Annotated in this window: 17 protein-coding genes, 1 tRNA gene and 1 pseudogene; 10 read left to right on the forward strand and 9 right to left on the reverse strand. The window is 67.7% G+C overall.

Annotation, left to right across the window (positions count from 1 at the left end; genetic code table 11):
- Positions 1 to 119 precede the first annotated feature (119 nt).
- From EVU97_RS15435 to EVU97_RS09605, 3 genes and pseudogenes are all read left to right on the forward strand, one after another.
- Positions 120 to 239: pseudogene (locus EVU97_RS15435) on the forward strand ((4Fe-4S)-binding protein); the annotation flags it as partial.
- A 153-nt stretch (positions 240 to 392) separates the two neighbouring features.
- Entirely contained in the window at positions 393 to 1,190 is a 798-nt protein-coding gene (recO, locus tag EVU97_RS09600) for a DNA repair protein RecO (protein ID WP_129665351.1), read from the forward strand.
- Positions 1,187 to 2,083, forward strand: a complete 897-nt coding sequence (locus EVU97_RS09605; RefSeq protein WP_129665353.1) for an isoprenyl transferase — start codon at positions 1,187 to 1,189, stop codon at positions 2,081 to 2,083. The genes recO and EVU97_RS09605 overlap by 4 nt, the downstream gene beginning before the upstream one ends.
- Positions 2,084 to 2,118: 35 nt before the next feature.
- Here EVU97_RS09605 and EVU97_RS09610 read toward each other — a convergent pair whose 3' ends face one another.
- From EVU97_RS09610 to EVU97_RS09630, 5 genes are read right to left on the reverse strand one after another with little or no spacing between them, the layout of a single operon-like run.
- Positions 2,119 to 2,529, reverse strand: coding sequence for a Fur family transcriptional regulator (locus EVU97_RS09610; RefSeq protein ID WP_129665355.1), 411 nt, complete (start codon positions 2,527 to 2,529; stop codon positions 2,119 to 2,121).
- Positions 2,516 to 3,523, reverse strand: a complete 1,008-nt coding sequence (locus EVU97_RS09615) for a metal ABC transporter permease (protein WP_129665357.1) — start codon at positions 3,521 to 3,523, stop codon at positions 2,516 to 2,518. Before EVU97_RS09615 ends, EVU97_RS09610 begins: the two co-directional genes overlap by 14 nt.
- Entirely contained in the window at positions 3,516 to 4,361 is an 846-nt protein-coding gene (locus EVU97_RS09620) for a metal ABC transporter ATP-binding protein (protein ID WP_129665359.1), read from the reverse strand. The genes EVU97_RS09615 and EVU97_RS09620 overlap by 8 nt, the downstream gene beginning before the upstream one ends.
- Positions 4,358 to 5,320 (reverse strand): metal ABC transporter substrate-binding protein, encoded by a 963-nt coding sequence (locus EVU97_RS09625; protein ID WP_225911120.1) that lies wholly within the window; start codon positions 5,318 to 5,320, stop codon positions 4,358 to 4,360. Before EVU97_RS09625 ends, EVU97_RS09620 begins: the two co-directional genes overlap by 4 nt.
- A 43-nt stretch (positions 5,321 to 5,363) precedes the next feature.
- Complete coding sequence (locus EVU97_RS09630; protein WP_047312074.1) at positions 5,364 to 5,693, reverse strand: DUF6703 family protein; 330 nt, start codon at positions 5,691 to 5,693, stop codon at positions 5,364 to 5,366.
- Between the two features lie 71 nt (positions 5,694 to 5,764).
- Between EVU97_RS09630 and dusB the strand changes: the two genes are divergently transcribed.
- Positions 5,765 to 6,973, forward strand: coding sequence for a tRNA dihydrouridine synthase DusB (gene dusB, locus EVU97_RS09635; protein ID WP_118912637.1), 1,209 nt, complete (start codon positions 5,765 to 5,767; stop codon positions 6,971 to 6,973).
- Between the two features lie 98 nt (positions 6,974 to 7,071).
- Positions 7,072 to 8,574 carry a malate dehydrogenase (quinone) gene (gene mqo, locus EVU97_RS09640; RefSeq protein WP_240730192.1) on the forward strand — a complete coding sequence of 501 codons (1,503 nt, stop codon included), beginning with the start codon at positions 7,072 to 7,074 and terminating at the stop codon, positions 8,572 to 8,574.
- An 82-nt stretch (positions 8,575 to 8,656) separates the two neighbouring features.
- Here the strand turns inward: mqo and EVU97_RS09645 are convergent, their stop codons facing one another.
- Entirely contained in the window at positions 8,657 to 9,520 is an 864-nt protein-coding gene (locus EVU97_RS09645; RefSeq protein WP_047312077.1) for a sulfurtransferase, read from the reverse strand.
- A 68-nt stretch (positions 9,521 to 9,588) separates the two neighbouring features.
- Between EVU97_RS09645 and EVU97_RS09650 the strand changes: the two genes are divergently transcribed.
- From EVU97_RS09650 to EVU97_RS09670, 5 genes are all read left to right on the forward strand, one after another.
- Positions 9,589 to 9,864 (forward strand): DUF2277 domain-containing protein, encoded by a 276-nt coding sequence (locus EVU97_RS09650; protein WP_129665365.1) that lies wholly within the window; start codon positions 9,589 to 9,591, stop codon positions 9,862 to 9,864.
- On the forward strand, positions 9,864 to 10,277 hold the full coding sequence (locus EVU97_RS09655) for a DUF3806 domain-containing protein (protein WP_047312078.1): 414 nt from the start codon (positions 9,864 to 9,866) through the stop codon (positions 10,275 to 10,277). The genes EVU97_RS09650 and EVU97_RS09655 overlap by 1 nt, the downstream gene beginning before the upstream one ends.
- Positions 10,274 to 11,497, forward strand: a complete 1,224-nt coding sequence (locus EVU97_RS09660) for a deoxyguanosinetriphosphate triphosphohydrolase (RefSeq protein ID WP_225911137.1) — start codon at positions 10,274 to 10,276, stop codon at positions 11,495 to 11,497. Before EVU97_RS09655 ends, EVU97_RS09660 begins: the two co-directional genes overlap by 4 nt.
- 62 nt (positions 11,498 to 11,559) lie before the next feature.
- Positions 11,560 to 13,530 (forward strand): DNA primase, encoded by a 1,971-nt coding sequence (dnaG, locus tag EVU97_RS09665; RefSeq protein WP_129665367.1) that lies wholly within the window; start codon positions 11,560 to 11,562, stop codon positions 13,528 to 13,530.
- Between the two features lie 97 nt (positions 13,531 to 13,627).
- A tRNA-Asn gene (locus tag EVU97_RS09670) sits at positions 13,628 to 13,700 on the forward strand.
- Between the two features lie 115 nt (positions 13,701 to 13,815).
- Here the strand turns inward: EVU97_RS09670 and EVU97_RS09675 are convergent.
- The 3 genes from EVU97_RS09675 to EVU97_RS09685 all read right to left on the reverse strand — a co-directional run bounded on the left by EVU97_RS09675 (position 13,816) and on the right by EVU97_RS09685 (position 16,313).
- Positions 13,816 to 14,733 carry an amino acid ABC transporter permease gene (locus tag EVU97_RS09675; protein WP_129665369.1) on the reverse strand — a complete coding sequence of 306 codons (918 nt, stop codon included), beginning with the start codon at positions 14,731 to 14,733 and terminating at the stop codon, positions 13,816 to 13,818.
- On the reverse strand, positions 14,730 to 15,410 hold the full coding sequence (locus tag EVU97_RS09680) for an amino acid ABC transporter permease (RefSeq protein ID WP_129665371.1): 681 nt from the start codon (positions 15,408 to 15,410) through the stop codon (positions 14,730 to 14,732). The genes EVU97_RS09675 and EVU97_RS09680 overlap by 4 nt, the downstream gene beginning before the upstream one ends.
- A gap of 75 nt (positions 15,411 to 15,485) precedes the next feature.
- Positions 15,486 to 16,313 (reverse strand): glutamate ABC transporter substrate-binding protein, encoded by an 828-nt coding sequence (locus EVU97_RS09685; protein WP_047312082.1) that lies wholly within the window; start codon positions 16,311 to 16,313, stop codon positions 15,486 to 15,488.
- Positions 16,314 to 16,324: the final 11 nt, after the last annotated feature.

Below are 16,324 nucleotides of genomic sequence, written 5' to 3' on the forward strand. Positions count from 1 at the left end.
ATGGCATGGGAGAGCTGCGACGGAGGTCAGCTGGTGAGGTTTGCTGCGGATGGTGACGTTGCAACGTCACCAACCGCAGCAAACCTCACCAGCTGGAGCACTGAACGCCGAGCGTCTTCAACACGTCCGAGCGTCCCTGGATCAATCCCGAGCAAGCTCCCGACGAAGCCTCCGCCGATCACCTGCGCGAGGTTGTGGGGCGCTGCCCGTCCGGGGCCCTGCACATCGAGGAGCACTGAGCGCGCACCTGGTGGCCGCTAGGTGGTGACGGTTGGGGCAGGTGGTGACGGACAAACGTCACCACCTGCCCCAACCGTCACCAAGAAGCGGAACCGAACTCGGCAACGGCGCGCCCACCCGCCCCGTGTTGACGCCCGCGAGACAATGGAGTCATGGCCCTCTACCGCGACGCAGCGATCGTGCTGCGTACCCACAAGCTGGGGGAGGCCGACCGCATCATCACGATGCTCACCCGCAACCACGGCAAGAAGCGTGCCGTCGCGAAGGGCGTGCGTAAGACGAAGTCGAAGTTCGGGGCGCGCCTCGAACCGGGCATGGTCATCGACGTGCAGATGTACGAGGGGCGCAACCTCGACACCGTGACCCAGGTCGACATCCTCGCTCCGTACGGCGACGCCATCTCCAAGGACTACTCGGCCTATACCGCCTGCGCCGCCATGCTCGAGACGGCCGACCGGCTCTGTGAGGATTCCGACCGCGTCCTCGCCCACTTCAACCTCCTCGCGGGAGCCCTGGCGGCCCTTGCGCAGAACGAGATTCCGGCCTACCTCGTGCTCGACGCCTACCTCGTGCGCGCCGTCGCCACGGCCGGCTGGACGCCGAGCTTCCGCGACTGCGCCGGCTGCGGCGACCCGGGTCCGCACCGCTCGTTCAACGTCGCGTCCGGGGGAGCGGTGTGCCCTCAGTGCCGGCCACCGGGTTCAAGCGCGCCCGCGCCGGAGACCTTCGTCCTCATGGACGCCCTCATGCGAGGCGACTGGATCGGCGTCGCCGCCACCGATGATCGCGTGCGCCGCCAGTCGAGTGCCCTCATCGCCTCGTACGTACAGTGGCACCTTGAACACGGCGTACGCTCGCTGCGCCACGTCGACCGCGGAGACCACGAGATCGCCGCGGCACCCGCTCGTCCGGCTGCCCCCGCGACCGCCTCGGAAGGACACCATTCGTGACGCCGATCAAGCCCGAACCGCACCCGAGTGGGGCCACGCCCCCGGCGATCCGGGCCGAGCTGATTCCTCAGCACATCGCCATGGTGATGGACGGCAACGGCCGCTGGGCGAACGAGCGAGGCCTGCCGCGCACCAAGGGCCACGAGGCGGGCGAGGCGATGCTCATCGACGTCGTCGCCGGCTGCATCGACATCGGCGTCAAGAACATCTCCGCCTACGCCTTCTCGACGGAGAACTGGCGCCGCTCGCCCGAGGAAGTGCGCTTTCTCATGGGCTTCAACCGCGACACGATCCGTCGCCGCGTCGACCTGCTCGACTCGTGGGGCGTGCGCGTCATCTGGAGTGGCCGCAAGCCTCGCCTGTGGCGCTCTGTCGTGCGCGAACTTGAGCGCGCTGAGGAGCGCACGAAGAACAACACCGTCTGCACCCTGCAGATGTGCGTCAACTACGGCGGTCGTGCCGAACTCGTCGACGCCACTCGCGCCATGGCCGAGGACGTCGCCGCCGGTCGTCTGTCGCCGAAGAAGATCACCGAGAAGACGATCCAGAGCTACCTCTACGCGCCCGAGCTTCCGGACGTCGACCTCTTCGTGCGCAGCTCCGGCGAGCAGCGCACGAGCAACTTCCAGCTCTGGCAGAGCGCCTACGCGGAGATGGTCTTCCTCGACACCCTGTGGCCCGACTTCGACCGTCGGATGCTCTGGGAAGCCGTGGACACCTACGCCCGCCGCGACCGTCGCTACGGCGGCGCCGTCGACGCGGTGACTGCGGCTGAGAGCCAAGCGGCCGCGGCGCCGGCGGCCAAGCCGAAGGCCGGCTACGACCCGCAGCTCATGGCCGACCCCGACGCCCCTGACGGTGGCATCTACGACGACGACGGCCTCATCGACTGACGAGCGCGCGCCGACGAGGCGCGGGCTGTGCGATGTCAGAGCGAGACGTGCGTCTTCCTCGTCGAGCACTGCGCGCACAATCCGAAGATCTCGATCTGGTGTGTCGCCTCGGTGAAGCCGTGGTGCGCGGCCACCGAGTCGGCCCAATGCTCGACGGTCGGGCCCTCCACCTCGACCGTGTGCCCGCAGTTACGGCACACGAGGTGGTGGTGATGCTTCGACGTCGCGCAGCTGCGGTAGATCGCCTCGCCGTCATCGGTGCGCAGCACGTCGACGGTGCCGTCCCCGGCGAGGTTCTGCAGTGTGCGGTACACGGTGGCGAGGCCGACCGTCTCGCCGGAGGCACGCAGCTGTGCATGCAACTCCTGCGCTGAGGTGAAGTCGTCCAGTTCGTCGAGCTTGGCGCTGACGGCGGCCTGCTGGCGGGTGGGCTTACGCGTCGACATCGTGCCTCCTCGGGCTCGGCGCAGCATCGGCGGGCGCGTGAGCGTCCCAGTGGTCCTTGTGCGGTGCGTGGTACTCGCCGTCGTGAAGGTAGTCGACGTGGTCACCGTGGCGCACCGCCGGGTGACCGCAACCCTCTCGGTGCTCGTGCGCGTGATGCGTGACCCGACGCGCATGCCGCGCCCGAGTGGAACGCACGACGGCGCTCGCGAAGGACGCGGCCAGGAAGATGCCGACGGCCACGAGCACGACCGTTCCGCCGGGCGGGGTGTCGAGGTAGTAGGCCGACACGACGCCGCTGAGGCCGCTGAGGCATCCGATGATCACGGCGATCGCCGTCGTCAGGCGGAAGCTGCGGGCGAGGATCTGGCCGGTCGCGTTCGGCAGGATCATCAGCGCCGAGATGAGCAGCAGGCCGATGACGCGCATCGAGAGCACCACCGTCACCGACGTGAGGATCGACAGCAGGAGGTTGAGCGGCACGACGGGGAGGCCGACCGCACGCGCGTACTCCTCGTCGTTCGCGACGGCGAAAAGGCGCTTGCGCAGCACCGTCGTGGCGCCGACGACGACGAGCGCCAGGGCACCGAACTGCCACAGCTGGTCGCTGGCCGTCGTGAGGATCGAACCGAAGAGGTACTGGTTGATCGACGTCTGACCCGCGTTGTCCGCGCGCGCCAGCAGCACGACGCCGGCCGCGATGCCGCCGTAGAACATGACGGCCAGCGCCACGTCGGCGTTCGTCGTGCCGCGCAGGCGGATGAACTCGATGGCGCACGCGGCCAGGACGGCAGCGATGAGGGCCGTCAGGATGGGTGACGTCGAGAAGAGCACACCGACGGCCACGCCCGCCAGGGCGACGTGGCCGATGCCGTCACCGATGAGCGACAGGCGGCGCTGGACGAGGAAGACGCCGACCGCCGGCGCCGCAGCACCGACGAGCAGCGCCGCGACGAGCGCGTGACGCATCGCGTCGAGGGCGAACAGTTCAGCCACGTCGGCCTCCTTCGTGGCGTGGGGACGGATCGAGCGGTCCGACGGCGTAACTCGGGCCGGGCACGTGGTGCTCGGCGTCGTGGTGTGCGTCGTGAGCGCCGGGAACGTGCAGGTGGTCGTCGGAGATGGTGCGGGCGAACCGCTGCCCGTACTCGCCGGGCGTGCCGTCGAAGGAGATGTGCCCATGGGTCACCTCGACGACGCGGGTGATGACGCCGCGCAGCGCTTCGATCTCGTGGGTGACGATCACCATGGTGACACCGGTCGCGGCGAGGCTCTGGAGCACCTCGGCGAGCACCTCCTGGCTGGCCGTGTCGACGCCCGCCGTCGGCTCGTCCATGACGAGGACGTCCGGCTGTGCGGCGAGCGCTCGAGCGATGAGGACGCGACGGTGCTGACCGCCCGAGAGCGTGGAGACGTCGGCGAGCGCACGGTCGGCGAGGCCTACCTCGGAAAGGGCCTCGGCGACGAGACGACGATCCTCGGCGCTCGCGCGCTGGTACCAGCGTCGGTGCGGCAGCCGGCCGACTTCGACGATCTCCTCGACCGTCGCCCGAACGGACCCCGAGAGCGTGTGGCGTTGCGGCACGTAGCCGATGCGCGTGCGCTCCTTGAACTCGGCCGCGGGCGTGCCGAAGAGCTCCACCTCGCCGCTCACGTGGTCGTTGAGGCCGAGCACGCCGCGCATCAGCGTCGACTTACCGGAACCGTTCGGCCCGAGCACCGCGATGATCTCGCCGTGATTGATGTCGAGGTCGACGTCACTGACGACGGCCCGCCCTTCGTAGCCGAACGCGGCCGAGCGCAGCCGAATCACCGGCTCACTGTCGTCCTTCACTTGCACCCTTGCCCCTGCTTCAGCGTTGTGAGGTTGGACTTCATGACCTCGAAGTAGTTCTTGCCCTTGCTCGCGTCGGTCAGGCCTTCGAGCGGGTCGAGCACGGCGACCTTCGCACCGGTCTGCTTGGCCACCGTTTCGGCGGTCTTCGGTGAGACGAGGGTCTCCGAGTAGATCGTCGTCGTGGCGTGCTTCTTCGCGAACGCGGCCACGGCCTTGAGGCGCTGCGGCGTGGGCTCGGCCTCGGGGGAGACGCCGCTGACGCCGACCTGCGTGAAACCGTACCGGCTCGCGAGGTAGCCGAACGCCGCGTGGCCCGTGACGAGGGTCTTGTTCGTGCAGTTCGCCAAGCCGCTCTTGAACTCGGTGTCCAGCGCGTCGAGGTCGGCCACCATCTTCTTCGTGTTCGCCTCGTACGTGGCCTTGCCCTCCGGATCGGCCTTGGCCAGGCGCGCACCGACGGCCTGAACGACGGCCTTGTAGCGCACCGGGTCGAGCCAGAAGTGCGGGTCCGTGTCCCCGCTGTGGTCGTGACCGTCGCCCTCGCTGTGCTCGTGGGCCTCGCCGCCGACACTCTCGGTCGACGACAGCTTGAGCGTCATGTCCGCATCGGGTGCGACGTCGAGCGTCTTGTCCTTCTTCGCGTTCGAGGAGACGGCCGCGTCGACGCTCGGCTGGAACCCCTTGAGGTAGACCGCGAGGTCGGCGTCGGCCAGCGAGGCGATCTGTTTGGGCGAGGGGTCGATGTCGTGCGGCTCCTGCCCGGGCTTCGTCAGCGAGGAGACCTCCACACGGTCGCCGCCGATGCGCTCGAGCGCGTACTGCAGGGCGTAGAAGCTCGCGACCGTCTCGACCTTGTCGCCCGAACCCGAATTCGACGATCCCGAACCACAGGCCGTGAGGGCCGTGGTGACGACGAGGGCGGATGCGGCGAGGCTGAGGCGTGAGGTGCGAAGCATGACAACCATTCTCACCTCAAGTGAGAATCATTGTCAAAATCGCTCACTTGGGAACGGCGAGGACGACGGTGACGGCCACCGTCAGACACAGGACGGCGGCGCGCGCCAGTCGGTCGACGGGGCGCAGTTGGTTCCACGACAGGTAGAGCAGCCAGCCCAACACGAGCGAGACGAGGCCGAAGCAGATCGCGCCGATGACGCCCCGGAAGACGATGCCAATCACCATGACGACGACGAACGCCGTGACGACGGCGCCCTGGGGGAGGCGGGCCATCGCGCCGACGGCGGGGTCGGACGCGTGCATCACCTTCGCGCGCGTCGTGCTGACGGAGACTTCGGGGCGCTGGTCGTTCGTGGACTCGTTCTCGGGCACCGAACAAGCGTAGTGGACGCCCGCGCTCGCGCTTTCGGGGCACTCGCTGCGAGGTGGGAGAATGGGACGCGATGACTGTTCTCGACCGCCCCGCCACGCCCGTTCTCGCGCCCCTGCAGATCGGGCGCCACACGATCGACTCCCCGGTTGTGCTCGCGCCGATGGCGGGCATCACGAACCGGGCCTTCCGACGCCTGTGCCGTCAGTACGGCACCGAGGGCGCCGTGGCCGGTGGGGCGAGCGGTGCGACGTCGCTCTACGTCAGCGAGATGATCACCTCGCGCGCCCTCGTCGAGCGCACCCCCATCACGATGAAGCTCATCGAAACCGACCCGGACGAGAACCCTCGTTCGATCCAGCTGTACTGCACCGATCCGGTCAACGCCGGACGCGCGGCCCGCATCCTCGCGAGCGAGGGACGCGCCGACCACATCGACCTCAACTTTGGCTGCCCGGTACCCAAGGTGACGCGCAAGGGCGGCGGCTCGGCCCTGCCGTGGAAGACGGAGCTGTTCCGCGGCATCGTCAGCTCGGTCATCCGTGAAGCGGCGCCGTACGACATTCCCGTCACCGTCAAGATGCGCAAGGGCATCGACGCCGACCACCTGACCTTCCTCGAGGCCGGCCGCATCGCCGAGGGCGAGGGCGCGGCCGCCGTCGCGCTCCACGCGCGCACCGCGTCGCAGGCCTATTCGGGTCACGCCGACTGGAGCGCCATCCGCGACCTCAAGCAGACGGTGACGAGCATCCCCGTGCTCGGCAACGGCGACATCTGGTCCGCGGACGACGCGCTGCGCATGGTCACCGAGACCGGGTGCGACGGCGTCGTCGTCGGACGCGGCTGCCTCGGTCGTCCGTGGCTCTTCACCGAACTCGCTGCCGCCTTCGCCGGCTCCGACGCCCGCGTCGACCCCGGCCTCGGGGAGGTGTGCGCCACGCTGCGTCGTCATGCCGAGTACCTCGTCGAGTTCTACGACGACGAGGTCAAGGGCTGCCGCGACATTCGCAAGCACATCGCCTGGTACTTCAAGGGCTTCCCCGTCGGCTCGCAGCTTCGCCACCAGTTGGCGCTCGTCGATTCGCTCGCCTCGCTCGACGACCTCATCGCGAGCCTCGACCTCGACCAGCCGTGGCCCGGCGCCCCTGCGGAGGGGCCGCGCGGTCGCGCCGGAAGCGAGCGACGCGTCGTCCTACCCGAGGGGTGGCTGGACACGCAGGACCTCACCGCGCAGCAGGCGGCGTGGGTCGCCGAGGCCGAGGCGGAGAACTCCGGCGGCTGAGCAACGCGTCACAGCGTGCACACCGAGTGGCCGCGGGTCGTGACCGCCGAGTATCGTCGTCGGGAGAGCCTGAATACGCGATGTGAAGGGGTATGTGGGTGAACAACGAGGGCGCGAAGAGCGCATCCGAGTCCGTGGACGTCGTTCTCATCGGAGGCGGCATCGTCAGCGCAACGCTGGCGGCCATGATCCAGCGAGTCCACCCCGAGTGGAAACTGAGCGTCTACGAGCGTCTGGACGCCGTGGCGAAGGAGTCGTCGAACGGCTGGAACAACGCGGGCACCGGCCACGCGGCGCTGTGCGAGCTCAACTACACGCCTGAGATGCCCGACGGCAGCGTCGACATCACGAAGGCCATCGGCATCCACTCGCAGTTCATGACGACGAAGACCTTCTGGGGTTCGCTCGTGCGCGAGGGCGCTCTGCGTGAGCCGTCGACGTTCATCAACAACACGCCGCACATGTCGTTCGTCAAGGGCGACGCGAACCAGAAGTTCCTGCGTGAGCGTTACCGTCTTCTCTCGGCGCACCCGTTCTTCCACGACATGGAGCACTCGGAGGACTACGGCCAGATCGAGCAGTGGTCGCCGCTGCTCATCGAGGGCCGCCCTGCTGGTGAGAAGATCGCCGCCACCTATGCCCCGAGCGGTACCGACGTCGACTTCGGTGCCGTGACGCGACAGCTCTTCACCGACTTCACGGCCCGCGGTGGTTCGCTGGAGCTCGAGCACGACGTCACCGACATCTCGCGCAACTCCGACGGCATGTGGAACGTCGCGGTCAAGAACCTGCGTGACGGTGCCGCCAAGACGGTGCGCACGAAGCTCGTGCTCGTCGGCGCCGGCGGCTACACGCTGAAGCTGCTGCGCAAGGCGGGCGTTCCCGAGGTCAAGGGTTACGGCTTGTTCCCGGTCTCCGGCACGTTCCTGTCAACGGAGAACACGGCGCTCACCTCGAAGCACAACACGAAGGTGTACGGCAAGGCCGCCGAGGGTGCTCCGCCCATGTCGATGCCGCACCTCGACGCCCGCATCATCGACGGCCAGCGCACCGCGCTGTTCGGTCCGTTCGCGGGCCTCGTGCCGAAGTTCCTCAAGGAGGGCTCGGTTCTCGACCTCTTCGCGTCGCTGCGCGGTGACAACCTCCTGCCGATCGCGACGGCCGGTCTCGACAACCTCGGCCTGACGAAGGTGCTGGCGCAGGACCTCATCGCCAACCAGGCCAAGCGCATCGAGGCGCTGCGTGACTTCGCCCCGACGGCCAAGAGCGAGGACTGGAAGCTCTTCGTCGCCGGTCAGCGCGCGCAGATCATCAAGCCCGCTTCGGGCACGAAGGGCACGCTCCAGTTCGGTACCGAGGTCATCAGCTCGGCGAACGGCTCGATCGCCGGCGTGCTCGGCGCCTCGCCGGGTGCGTCCACCGCAGTGCCGATCGCGCTCGACATCCTGCGCACGTCGTTCAAGGACGAGTGGAGCACGTGGGAGAACGAGCTGCGCTCGGTCATGCCGACGCTCGGCACCGACATGAAGGCCGAGCCGGAGAAGGCGCTCGAGCTCGAGGCCGAGGCCGACGTCACCCTGGGCCTGCCCAAGCGCGTCTGAGCCACACCGCACGCCGAACGGCCGTGGCCGCTCCCGATCAGTCGGGGAGCGGCCACGGCCGTTTCGTCGGTGGAACGGGGGCTCAGGTCCAGGCGTCGCTCTCGACCGGACGATCGGGATCGGTGATCCAGTCCGACCACGATCCGACGTAGACGGCCGGGTCCGGGAACACGCCGCTCACTTCGAGGGCGAGAGCCAGGTGCATGGCCTGCACACCGGAGCCGCAGTACACGCCGACGCGCTGGTGCGTGGGCAGGCCCTTGGCGGTGAACCGCATGGCGAGGTCGTCGGTCGACAGGAAGCGCCCGTCTGGGCCGACGTTCGACAGGGCGGGGATGTTGACGGCGCCGGGGATGCGTCCGGCGACGGCGTCGACCGGTTCGTTCTGGCCGGCAAAACGTTCGGGGGATCGGGCGTCGATGAGCAGGTGGCGGTCTGCGAGGTCGGCTGCACCTTCGGCGTCGACGGCGGTGAGATGGCGCGGTGTGGCGACGAAGTCGCCTTCCTCGGCGGCGGAGTCCTCGCCGGGCACGACGTCGCCACCCGCGGCGACCCAGGCGTCGAACCCTCCGTCGAGGACCTGGACGTCGAGCTTGCCGAAGTAGCGCAGAAGCCACCACGCACGGGCGGCCGCCAGGGAGTTGGAGGCGTCGTAGACGACGACCGGAACGTCGTTCATCACGCCGGCGGCGCGCATGGCCGACTGAAAGCTCTTCCGGTTCGGCATGGGGTGACGGCCACCTTCTCCGCCGTCGCCCGGCGTTCCGGTGAGGGCGTCCTCGAACTCCACCCAGCGTGCGCCGGGAAGGTGAGCTTCTGCGTAGGCAGGACGCTGCGATTCGCCACCGAGCACCCACCGCGCGTCGAGCAGCGTGATGGGTTCACCGGCGTCGAGGCGCTGCTTCAGGCGCGTGGCCGAGACCAGGGGGTGCGGGAGGCGAGTCATGCTCTCAGCGTAGTGGGCGGGGCCGCTCGACTGCCGTCGTAGTGGGCGGAATGTGCAACGCTATGCGCATGTGCCGCAACATCCGTCCGTTGAACAACTTCGAGCCTCCGGCCACCGACGACGAGGTGCGCGCCGCAGCGTTGCAGTACGTGCGCAAGATCGGTGGATCCACCAAGCCCTCCGCCGCCAACGAGGCCGCGTACGAGGCGGCCGTCGAGGTGATCACCGCGGCGTCGCGCGAACTCATCGACTCCCTGGTCACCAACGCTCCGCCGAAGGACCGAGAGGTCGAGGCGATCAAGGCGCGCGAGCGCGCTCGCGTGCGCTACGGGAGGGCCAGCTGATGAGCGAGATCACCATCGAACCCGTGGGGCCGGCCGAGCAGGAGGTGCTCGACAAGTGGCTCGACGATGCTGCGCGCTGGAACATCGACGTCACGGATGTCCGCTCCATCGATCGCGCGTACGAGAGCTACGTCGACGACGTCCTTGACCAGGACGAGGACGAGCGTGAGGATCCGACGCCGTTCGTCGCCATGCTCGGCTTCGCGCTCGGCCAGTGGCTGACGCTGGAGTCCGTCCTCGAGTGGCGCGTCATCACCGATGCGGACGGCCGCGACCTGGGTCTTTCCCTGCCGGACGAGTCGAGCATCATGTTCCCCAGCGACTTCATCGCAGACGCCTGGAACGAGATGCGCCGCGACTGGCTCAACGGCTGGGCCACCGACCTTCGCAAGCAGCTCGAGGCCCTTCGCTGAACGCCTACACCGCCGCCGACCGCGAGCGTTACGTCGTCGAGGATCTGACACGTAAGCGCTCCGATCGTGATGACTTCGCGCGCGACAGGGCGCGCATCGTCCACTCGGCGGCCTTGCGCCGGTTGTCGACGAAAACGCAGGTGTGGCAGGCAGGTACGGACGATTTCGTTCGCAACCGGTTGACACATTCACTCGAGGTGGCGCAGATCGGGCGCGAACTGGCAGACGCTCTCGGGTGCAACAGCGACGTCGTCGACGCCGCATGTTTGGCCCACGATCTGGGGCACCCACCGTTCGGGCACTTCGGTGAGCAGGTCCTCGACGCTCTGTGCGACGACATCGGTGGTTTCGAGGGCAACGCCCAGACGTTCCGACTCCTCACACGCCTCGAGGCGAAGCGTCAGACCCCGAAGGGGCGCCCTGCCGGGCTCAACCTCACGCGGGCGACGCTCGACGCGTCGACGAAGTACCCCTGGCGGCGCGGCCACGGCCCCGAGGGCTCCCGCAAGTTCGGGGTGTACGAGGACGATCGCGACGTCTTCGACTTCGTGCGTGACGGTGTGGAAGGCGGCACGTGTCTCGAGGCGCAGATCATGGACTGGGCCGACGACGTGGCCTACAGCGTGCACGACGTCGAGGACGCCATCGCGGCCGAGGCCCTGGACCTGAAGGCGCTCGACGGCACGGCGGAGCGGGCGGCTGTCGTCGAGGTGGCCGCACGGATGTATGCGCCCGACCTGCCGGCGGCAGTCCTCGACGAAGCGCTGGAACGGGTTCTGCGTGACGACCTTCCAGCGACGTACGACGGCACCCGCCGCGATCTCGCGGCTCTCAAGGACATGACGAGCACCCTCGTCGGACGCTTCGCGGCAGCGCCCGAGGACGCCACGCGGGAGCGCTACGGCAGTGCCCCGCTCGTGCGCTACGAGGCACGCCTCGTCATCCCGGACGACGTGCGCGCTCAGGTGGCCGTGCTCAAGGGAATCTCGGCGCACTTCGTCATGTTCACTCCGATGCGCGACGAACAGCACACACGGCAGCGTGAGGTCGTGGAGGCGCTCGTGGCGCACTTCGCCCAGCATCCGGACGACATGGACCCCATGTTCCTCGACGACATCGAACACGCCACGTCGGACGCGGAGGCGCTACGCGTCGTCGTGGACCAAGTGGCGAGCCTGACGGACGCCCGGGCCGTGCGCCTCGGCGTCCACAGTCACTGAGCCAGGCGAACACCCCTCGCGCCTAGACTGAGGGGACGCGTGAAGATCCCGGAAGGAGCGACGTGGCCGGTCTCATCAAGGCGGAGGACATCGCTGCCGTCAAGGACCGCGTGGACATCGAGGACGTCGTCTCCGAGCACGTCACGCTGCGTCGGGCCGGTGCCGGTTCGCTCAAGGGCCTGTGTCCGTTCCACGACGAGAAGACGCCGAGTTTCACCGTGCGCCCCGCTGTCGGCGTTTACCACTGCTTCGGGTGTGGCCAGTCGGGCGACGTCATCTCCTTCGTCATGGAGCTCGAGCACCTCACGTTCACGGACGCCGTCGAGCGTCTGGCCGCGAAGGTCGGCTTGGAGCTGCGCTACGAGGAGGGCGAGCGCCCCGACCGCGAGCCGGCCGGGCGCCGCATGCGTCTCGTCGAGGCCCACCGGGTGGCCGAGGAGTTCTACCTCGAGCGGCTCATCGGCGACAAGGGCGAGCATGCCCGCGCCGGGCGTGACTTCCTGCGGGCCAAGGGCTTCAACGGCACCCACGCCAAGCACTTCGGCGTCGGCTTTGCGCCGCGTTCCGGTGACGCTCTTGTCGCGCACCTCCAGGCCAAGGGCTTCAACCCCGACGAGATGACGGCCTCTGGTCTGGCGGGGCAGTCCTCGCGCGGGCTCTACGACCGCTTCCGCGGGCGAGTGGTGTGGCCGATCCGTGACATCACGGGCGACACCGTCGGCTTCGGCGCGCGCCGGATCTTCGACGACGACCGCATCGAGGCGAAGTACCTCAACACGAGCGAGACGCCGATCTACAAGAAGACCCACATGCTCTACGGCCTCGACCTCGCGAAGAAGACGATCTCGCGTGAGCGCCGCGCTGTCGTCGTCGAGGGGTACACCGACGTCATGGCCGCGCACCTGGCCGGCGTCGACAACGCCGTCGCGACCTGTGGCACGGCCTTCGGCGTCGACCACATCAAGTCGTTGCGCCGCATCATGCGGGACGAGGCCGGTGGTACGCCGGCCCGTGTCATCTTCACCTTCGACGGCGACGCAGCCGGCCAGAAGGCAGCGATGAAGGCGTTCGAGGAGGATCAGCGCTGGGCGTCCCAGTCGTTCGTGGCCGTCGCGAAGGACGGTATGGACCCGTGCGACCTGCGGCTGCGCCACGGCGACGAGGCGGTCAAGGCCCTCATCAACGACGCGGTGCCCATGTTCGAGTTCGCGGTGCGTACGACGATCTTCGGGTTCGATCTCGACCACGCCGAGGGTCGCGTATCGGCGATGAAGGCTGTTGCGCCGATCATTGCGGGCATCCGCGACACGACGTTGCGTCCGGAGTACGTGCGCACGGTGGCGGGCTGGATCGGTGTTGAGATCGAACAGCTCAACGCCGCCGTTCGTACCGCGCCCAAGGGCGGTACGGCTCGACGCTACGAGAACCGGCGTGCCACGGCCCAGCGTCCACCTGAGGGGCAGCAGCAGAACGAGACAGCCAGTCGCCCCGACGCGGGCATCCCGGTCGCGCCGGAGCGTCCGGGTATCCCCAAGCCGGATCCTCGTGATCCGACGATCGCGGGGGAGCGGCAGTTGCTCCAGGTGATGCTCCAGTACCCCGAGTCGTTGAAGGGCACCGTCTTCGAGCAACTGCGCCCCGGCGACCTTCGCGCGCCGGCGCACCGGTTCATCCTGGATGCTGCGATCAAGGCGGGCGGGCCGTCACGTGTGACGTCCATCGGGGCGTGGAACGAGGCCATCCGCTCGAGCACCGACCCGCAGTTGCACGACGTGCTCACCGAACTCGTCGTGCGCGACCTGCCGACGAAGCTCGACCCGACGACGGGGCGCCCCGACGAGCGCTACGTCGGGGCGCTCATCCAGAACGTGCAGGAGGGCGCGCTCAACGCGGCGATCGCCGACGCTCTGGGCCGCCTGCGCCGTCTGGACCCGGGCGCGAGCGGTTACGCCGACGACTCCCGCGCGGCCAGCGCGAGGCTGTTCGAACTGCAGACCCAGCTCAACCGACTGCGTGAGGCCGGCATGCGCTGAACCGGTGGCAAGGCGATTATGAACGGCTGAGAAACCTTTGCTACAGTTACGGCGCGCCAAACGTTCGGGTGAGAGCCCGGGCCGCTGGGTCAAGCATTCCCCTATAGCTCAATTGGCAGAGCATTCGACTGTTAATCGGAGGGTTCTTGGTTCGAGTCCAAGTGGGGGAGCACAACGAGAAGGGCCGCGAAAGCGGCCCTTTTTCGTTGCCCGTCTCCGGGTCGGTGAACAGGTGCGAACGAGGCCCCCACGATCAGACCGTGGGGGCCTCGTCGAGGGATCGACCTACACCTGTTTGTTGTGTGCGGCGAGGTCGACGCCGGGGGCCCCGACCGTTGCGACACCGGCTGTGACGCCGCTCGCCGGGCCGCCGCCCTGAGCGCTGTCCTCGGCTGCGCGGCCGCGGTTCTGCAGCCACTTCTCAGCGAGCACGGCGACCTTGGAGATCGCGTAGTTGAGCAGGATGTAGATCGTGCCGATGACGATGAGCGTCGGCACGATGTTGGCGAAGATCGTCGAGGCGTTCTTGCCCTTGTAGAGCATCTCGCCGTACTGAACCTGGTAACCCAGCGCCGTGTCCTTGAGGATGACGACGAGCTGGCTGATCAGGGTCGGCAGCATCGCGGTGACAGCCTGGGGGAGCAGGATCGAACGCAGCGTCTGCGAGTCGGTCAGACCGATCGCGACACCCGCCTCGCGCTGGCCCTTGGGCAGCTGGTCGACGCCGGAGCGGATGACCTCGGCGACCACGGAACCGTTGTAGATGACGAGGGCCGTGACGGTCGCGATGAAGGCGTGGATGTCCTCGGCGCCGCCGCGGGTGAGTGCGCCGTAGAGGAACAGCATCATGAGCAGGACGGGGACGGCGCGCCCGAACTCGACGATGACACCCGCGGCCCAGCTCAGGGGCTTGATCTGCGACATGCGAGCCATCGCGAAGATGACACCGAAGATCGTCGCGCCGATCATGCCGGCGAAGGCCGCCTTCAGCGTGCCCACGAGGCCGGGGAGGATGTATTCCTTCCACAGCTCAGGATCCGTGAACGGCTTCCACATGGCGGCCGTGAACTGTCCCTTGTCGTCAAGTCGCTTGTAGACGACCCAGAGGACGGCTGCCAACAGCAGGACACCGACCCCGGTCAGGATCATGTGACGACGGCGGGCCTTGGGGCCCGGCGCGTCGAAGAGAACTCCGGCGCTCATCGCTTCACCGCCAACTTCTTGCCGAGGTGGCCGACGAGGAGTCCGGTCGGCAGGGTCAGGAGGACGAAGGCGATCGCCGAGGCCACGAAGGCCTGGTTGAGCAGACCCGGGTCGTCCTCGGTGACCTTCGCGAGCATTGCCGCCATTTCAGCCACGCCGATGACGACGGCGACCGTCGTGTTCTTCGTGAGGGCGATCAGGGCGTTGCCCAACGGAACAATCGAGCCGCGGAAGGCCTGGGGGAGGATAACCTCGCGCAGCGACTGCCCGAACGTCAGACCGATCGAGCGAGCGGCCTCGGCCTGCCCGAGCGGAATGGTGTTCACACCGGAACGCAGCGCCTCACAGACGTACGACGCGTGGTAGAGCACGAGACCGACGACCGCGAGGCGGAAGTTGTTCGTGTCGAAGAAGTCGGGGCTCTTGCTGTCAGCCAGGTTGATACCCAGCTTTGCCCACAGCACGAGGTTGCACGACAGGATGATGAGCGTCAGCGGCGTGTTGCGGAAGATGTTGACGTACGAGGTGCCCAGGAAACGCAGCATCGGCACCGGCGACATGCGCAGAACGGCGACCAGGGTGCCCACGACGAGGGAACCGATAGCCGCAGCAATCGTCAGCTTGATCGTCATCCACAGCGCGGACAGCAGATCATAATCGCTGAAAAGCGTTGACATGCAATGCCTTTCGGAACGTGCGAGGCGGGTGGGGCTGGTGAAAGTTCACCGGCCCCACCCGCCGCGTCAGATAGATCAGGAGCAGGCTTCGAACGACTTCGGCGGGTTCACCTTGGTGTCGTACTTGAAGTCGGCGCCGAGGTTGGCCTCGACGGCCTTCTTCCACTCGCCGGAGTCGACCATCTTCTTGATCGCGGCGTTGACCTTCTCGCAGGTGGCCTTGTCGCCCTTCTTGAGGCCGACGCCGTACTTCTCCTCGGTGAACGGGTCACCGACGAGCTTGAACTTGCCCTTGTAGGCATCCTGGTTGGCGTAGCCGGCGAGGATCGTGTTGTCCGTCGTCATGGCCTCGATGGCGCCCGAGGCGAGAGCGTCAGCACACTCGGAGTACTTGTCGTACTTCTGGGGCACGAGGTTCGGCTGCTTCTCCTTGAGGTTGTCGACCGACGTCGAACCGGTGACGGAGCAGACCTTCTTGCCCGACAGGTCGGAGACGCTCTTGATCGAGCTGTCCGACTTCACGAGGACCGACTGGCCAGCGATGAAGTAGGGGCCGCCGAAGGAGACGACCTTCTTGCGCTTGTCGGTGATCGAGTAGGTCGCGAAAATCATCTTCACGGAGCCGTTCTCGAGCATCTTCTCGCGCTGCTTGGACGGCGTTTCGACGAACTCGATCTTGTCCGCCTCGTAGCCCATTTCCTTGGCGACGTACTTGGCGACGTCGACGTCGAGACCCTTGTAGTCGGAACCGGCCTTGAGGCCGAGACCCGGCTGGTCGAACTTGATGCCGATCTTGACCTTGTCGCCCGAGCCGGAGCTCGACTCGTCGTCACTGCCGCCACAGGCGCTGAGGCCGAGGGCGAGGGACGCGACGCCGACCGTGGCGATTGCGCGCTTCATCATGGATTTCCTCC

Origin of the sequence: Dermacoccus sp. 147Ba (assembly GCF_004151355.1) — a bacterium.
GTDB lineage: Bacteria > Actinomycetota > Actinomycetes > Actinomycetales > Dermatophilaceae > Dermacoccus > Dermacoccus abyssi.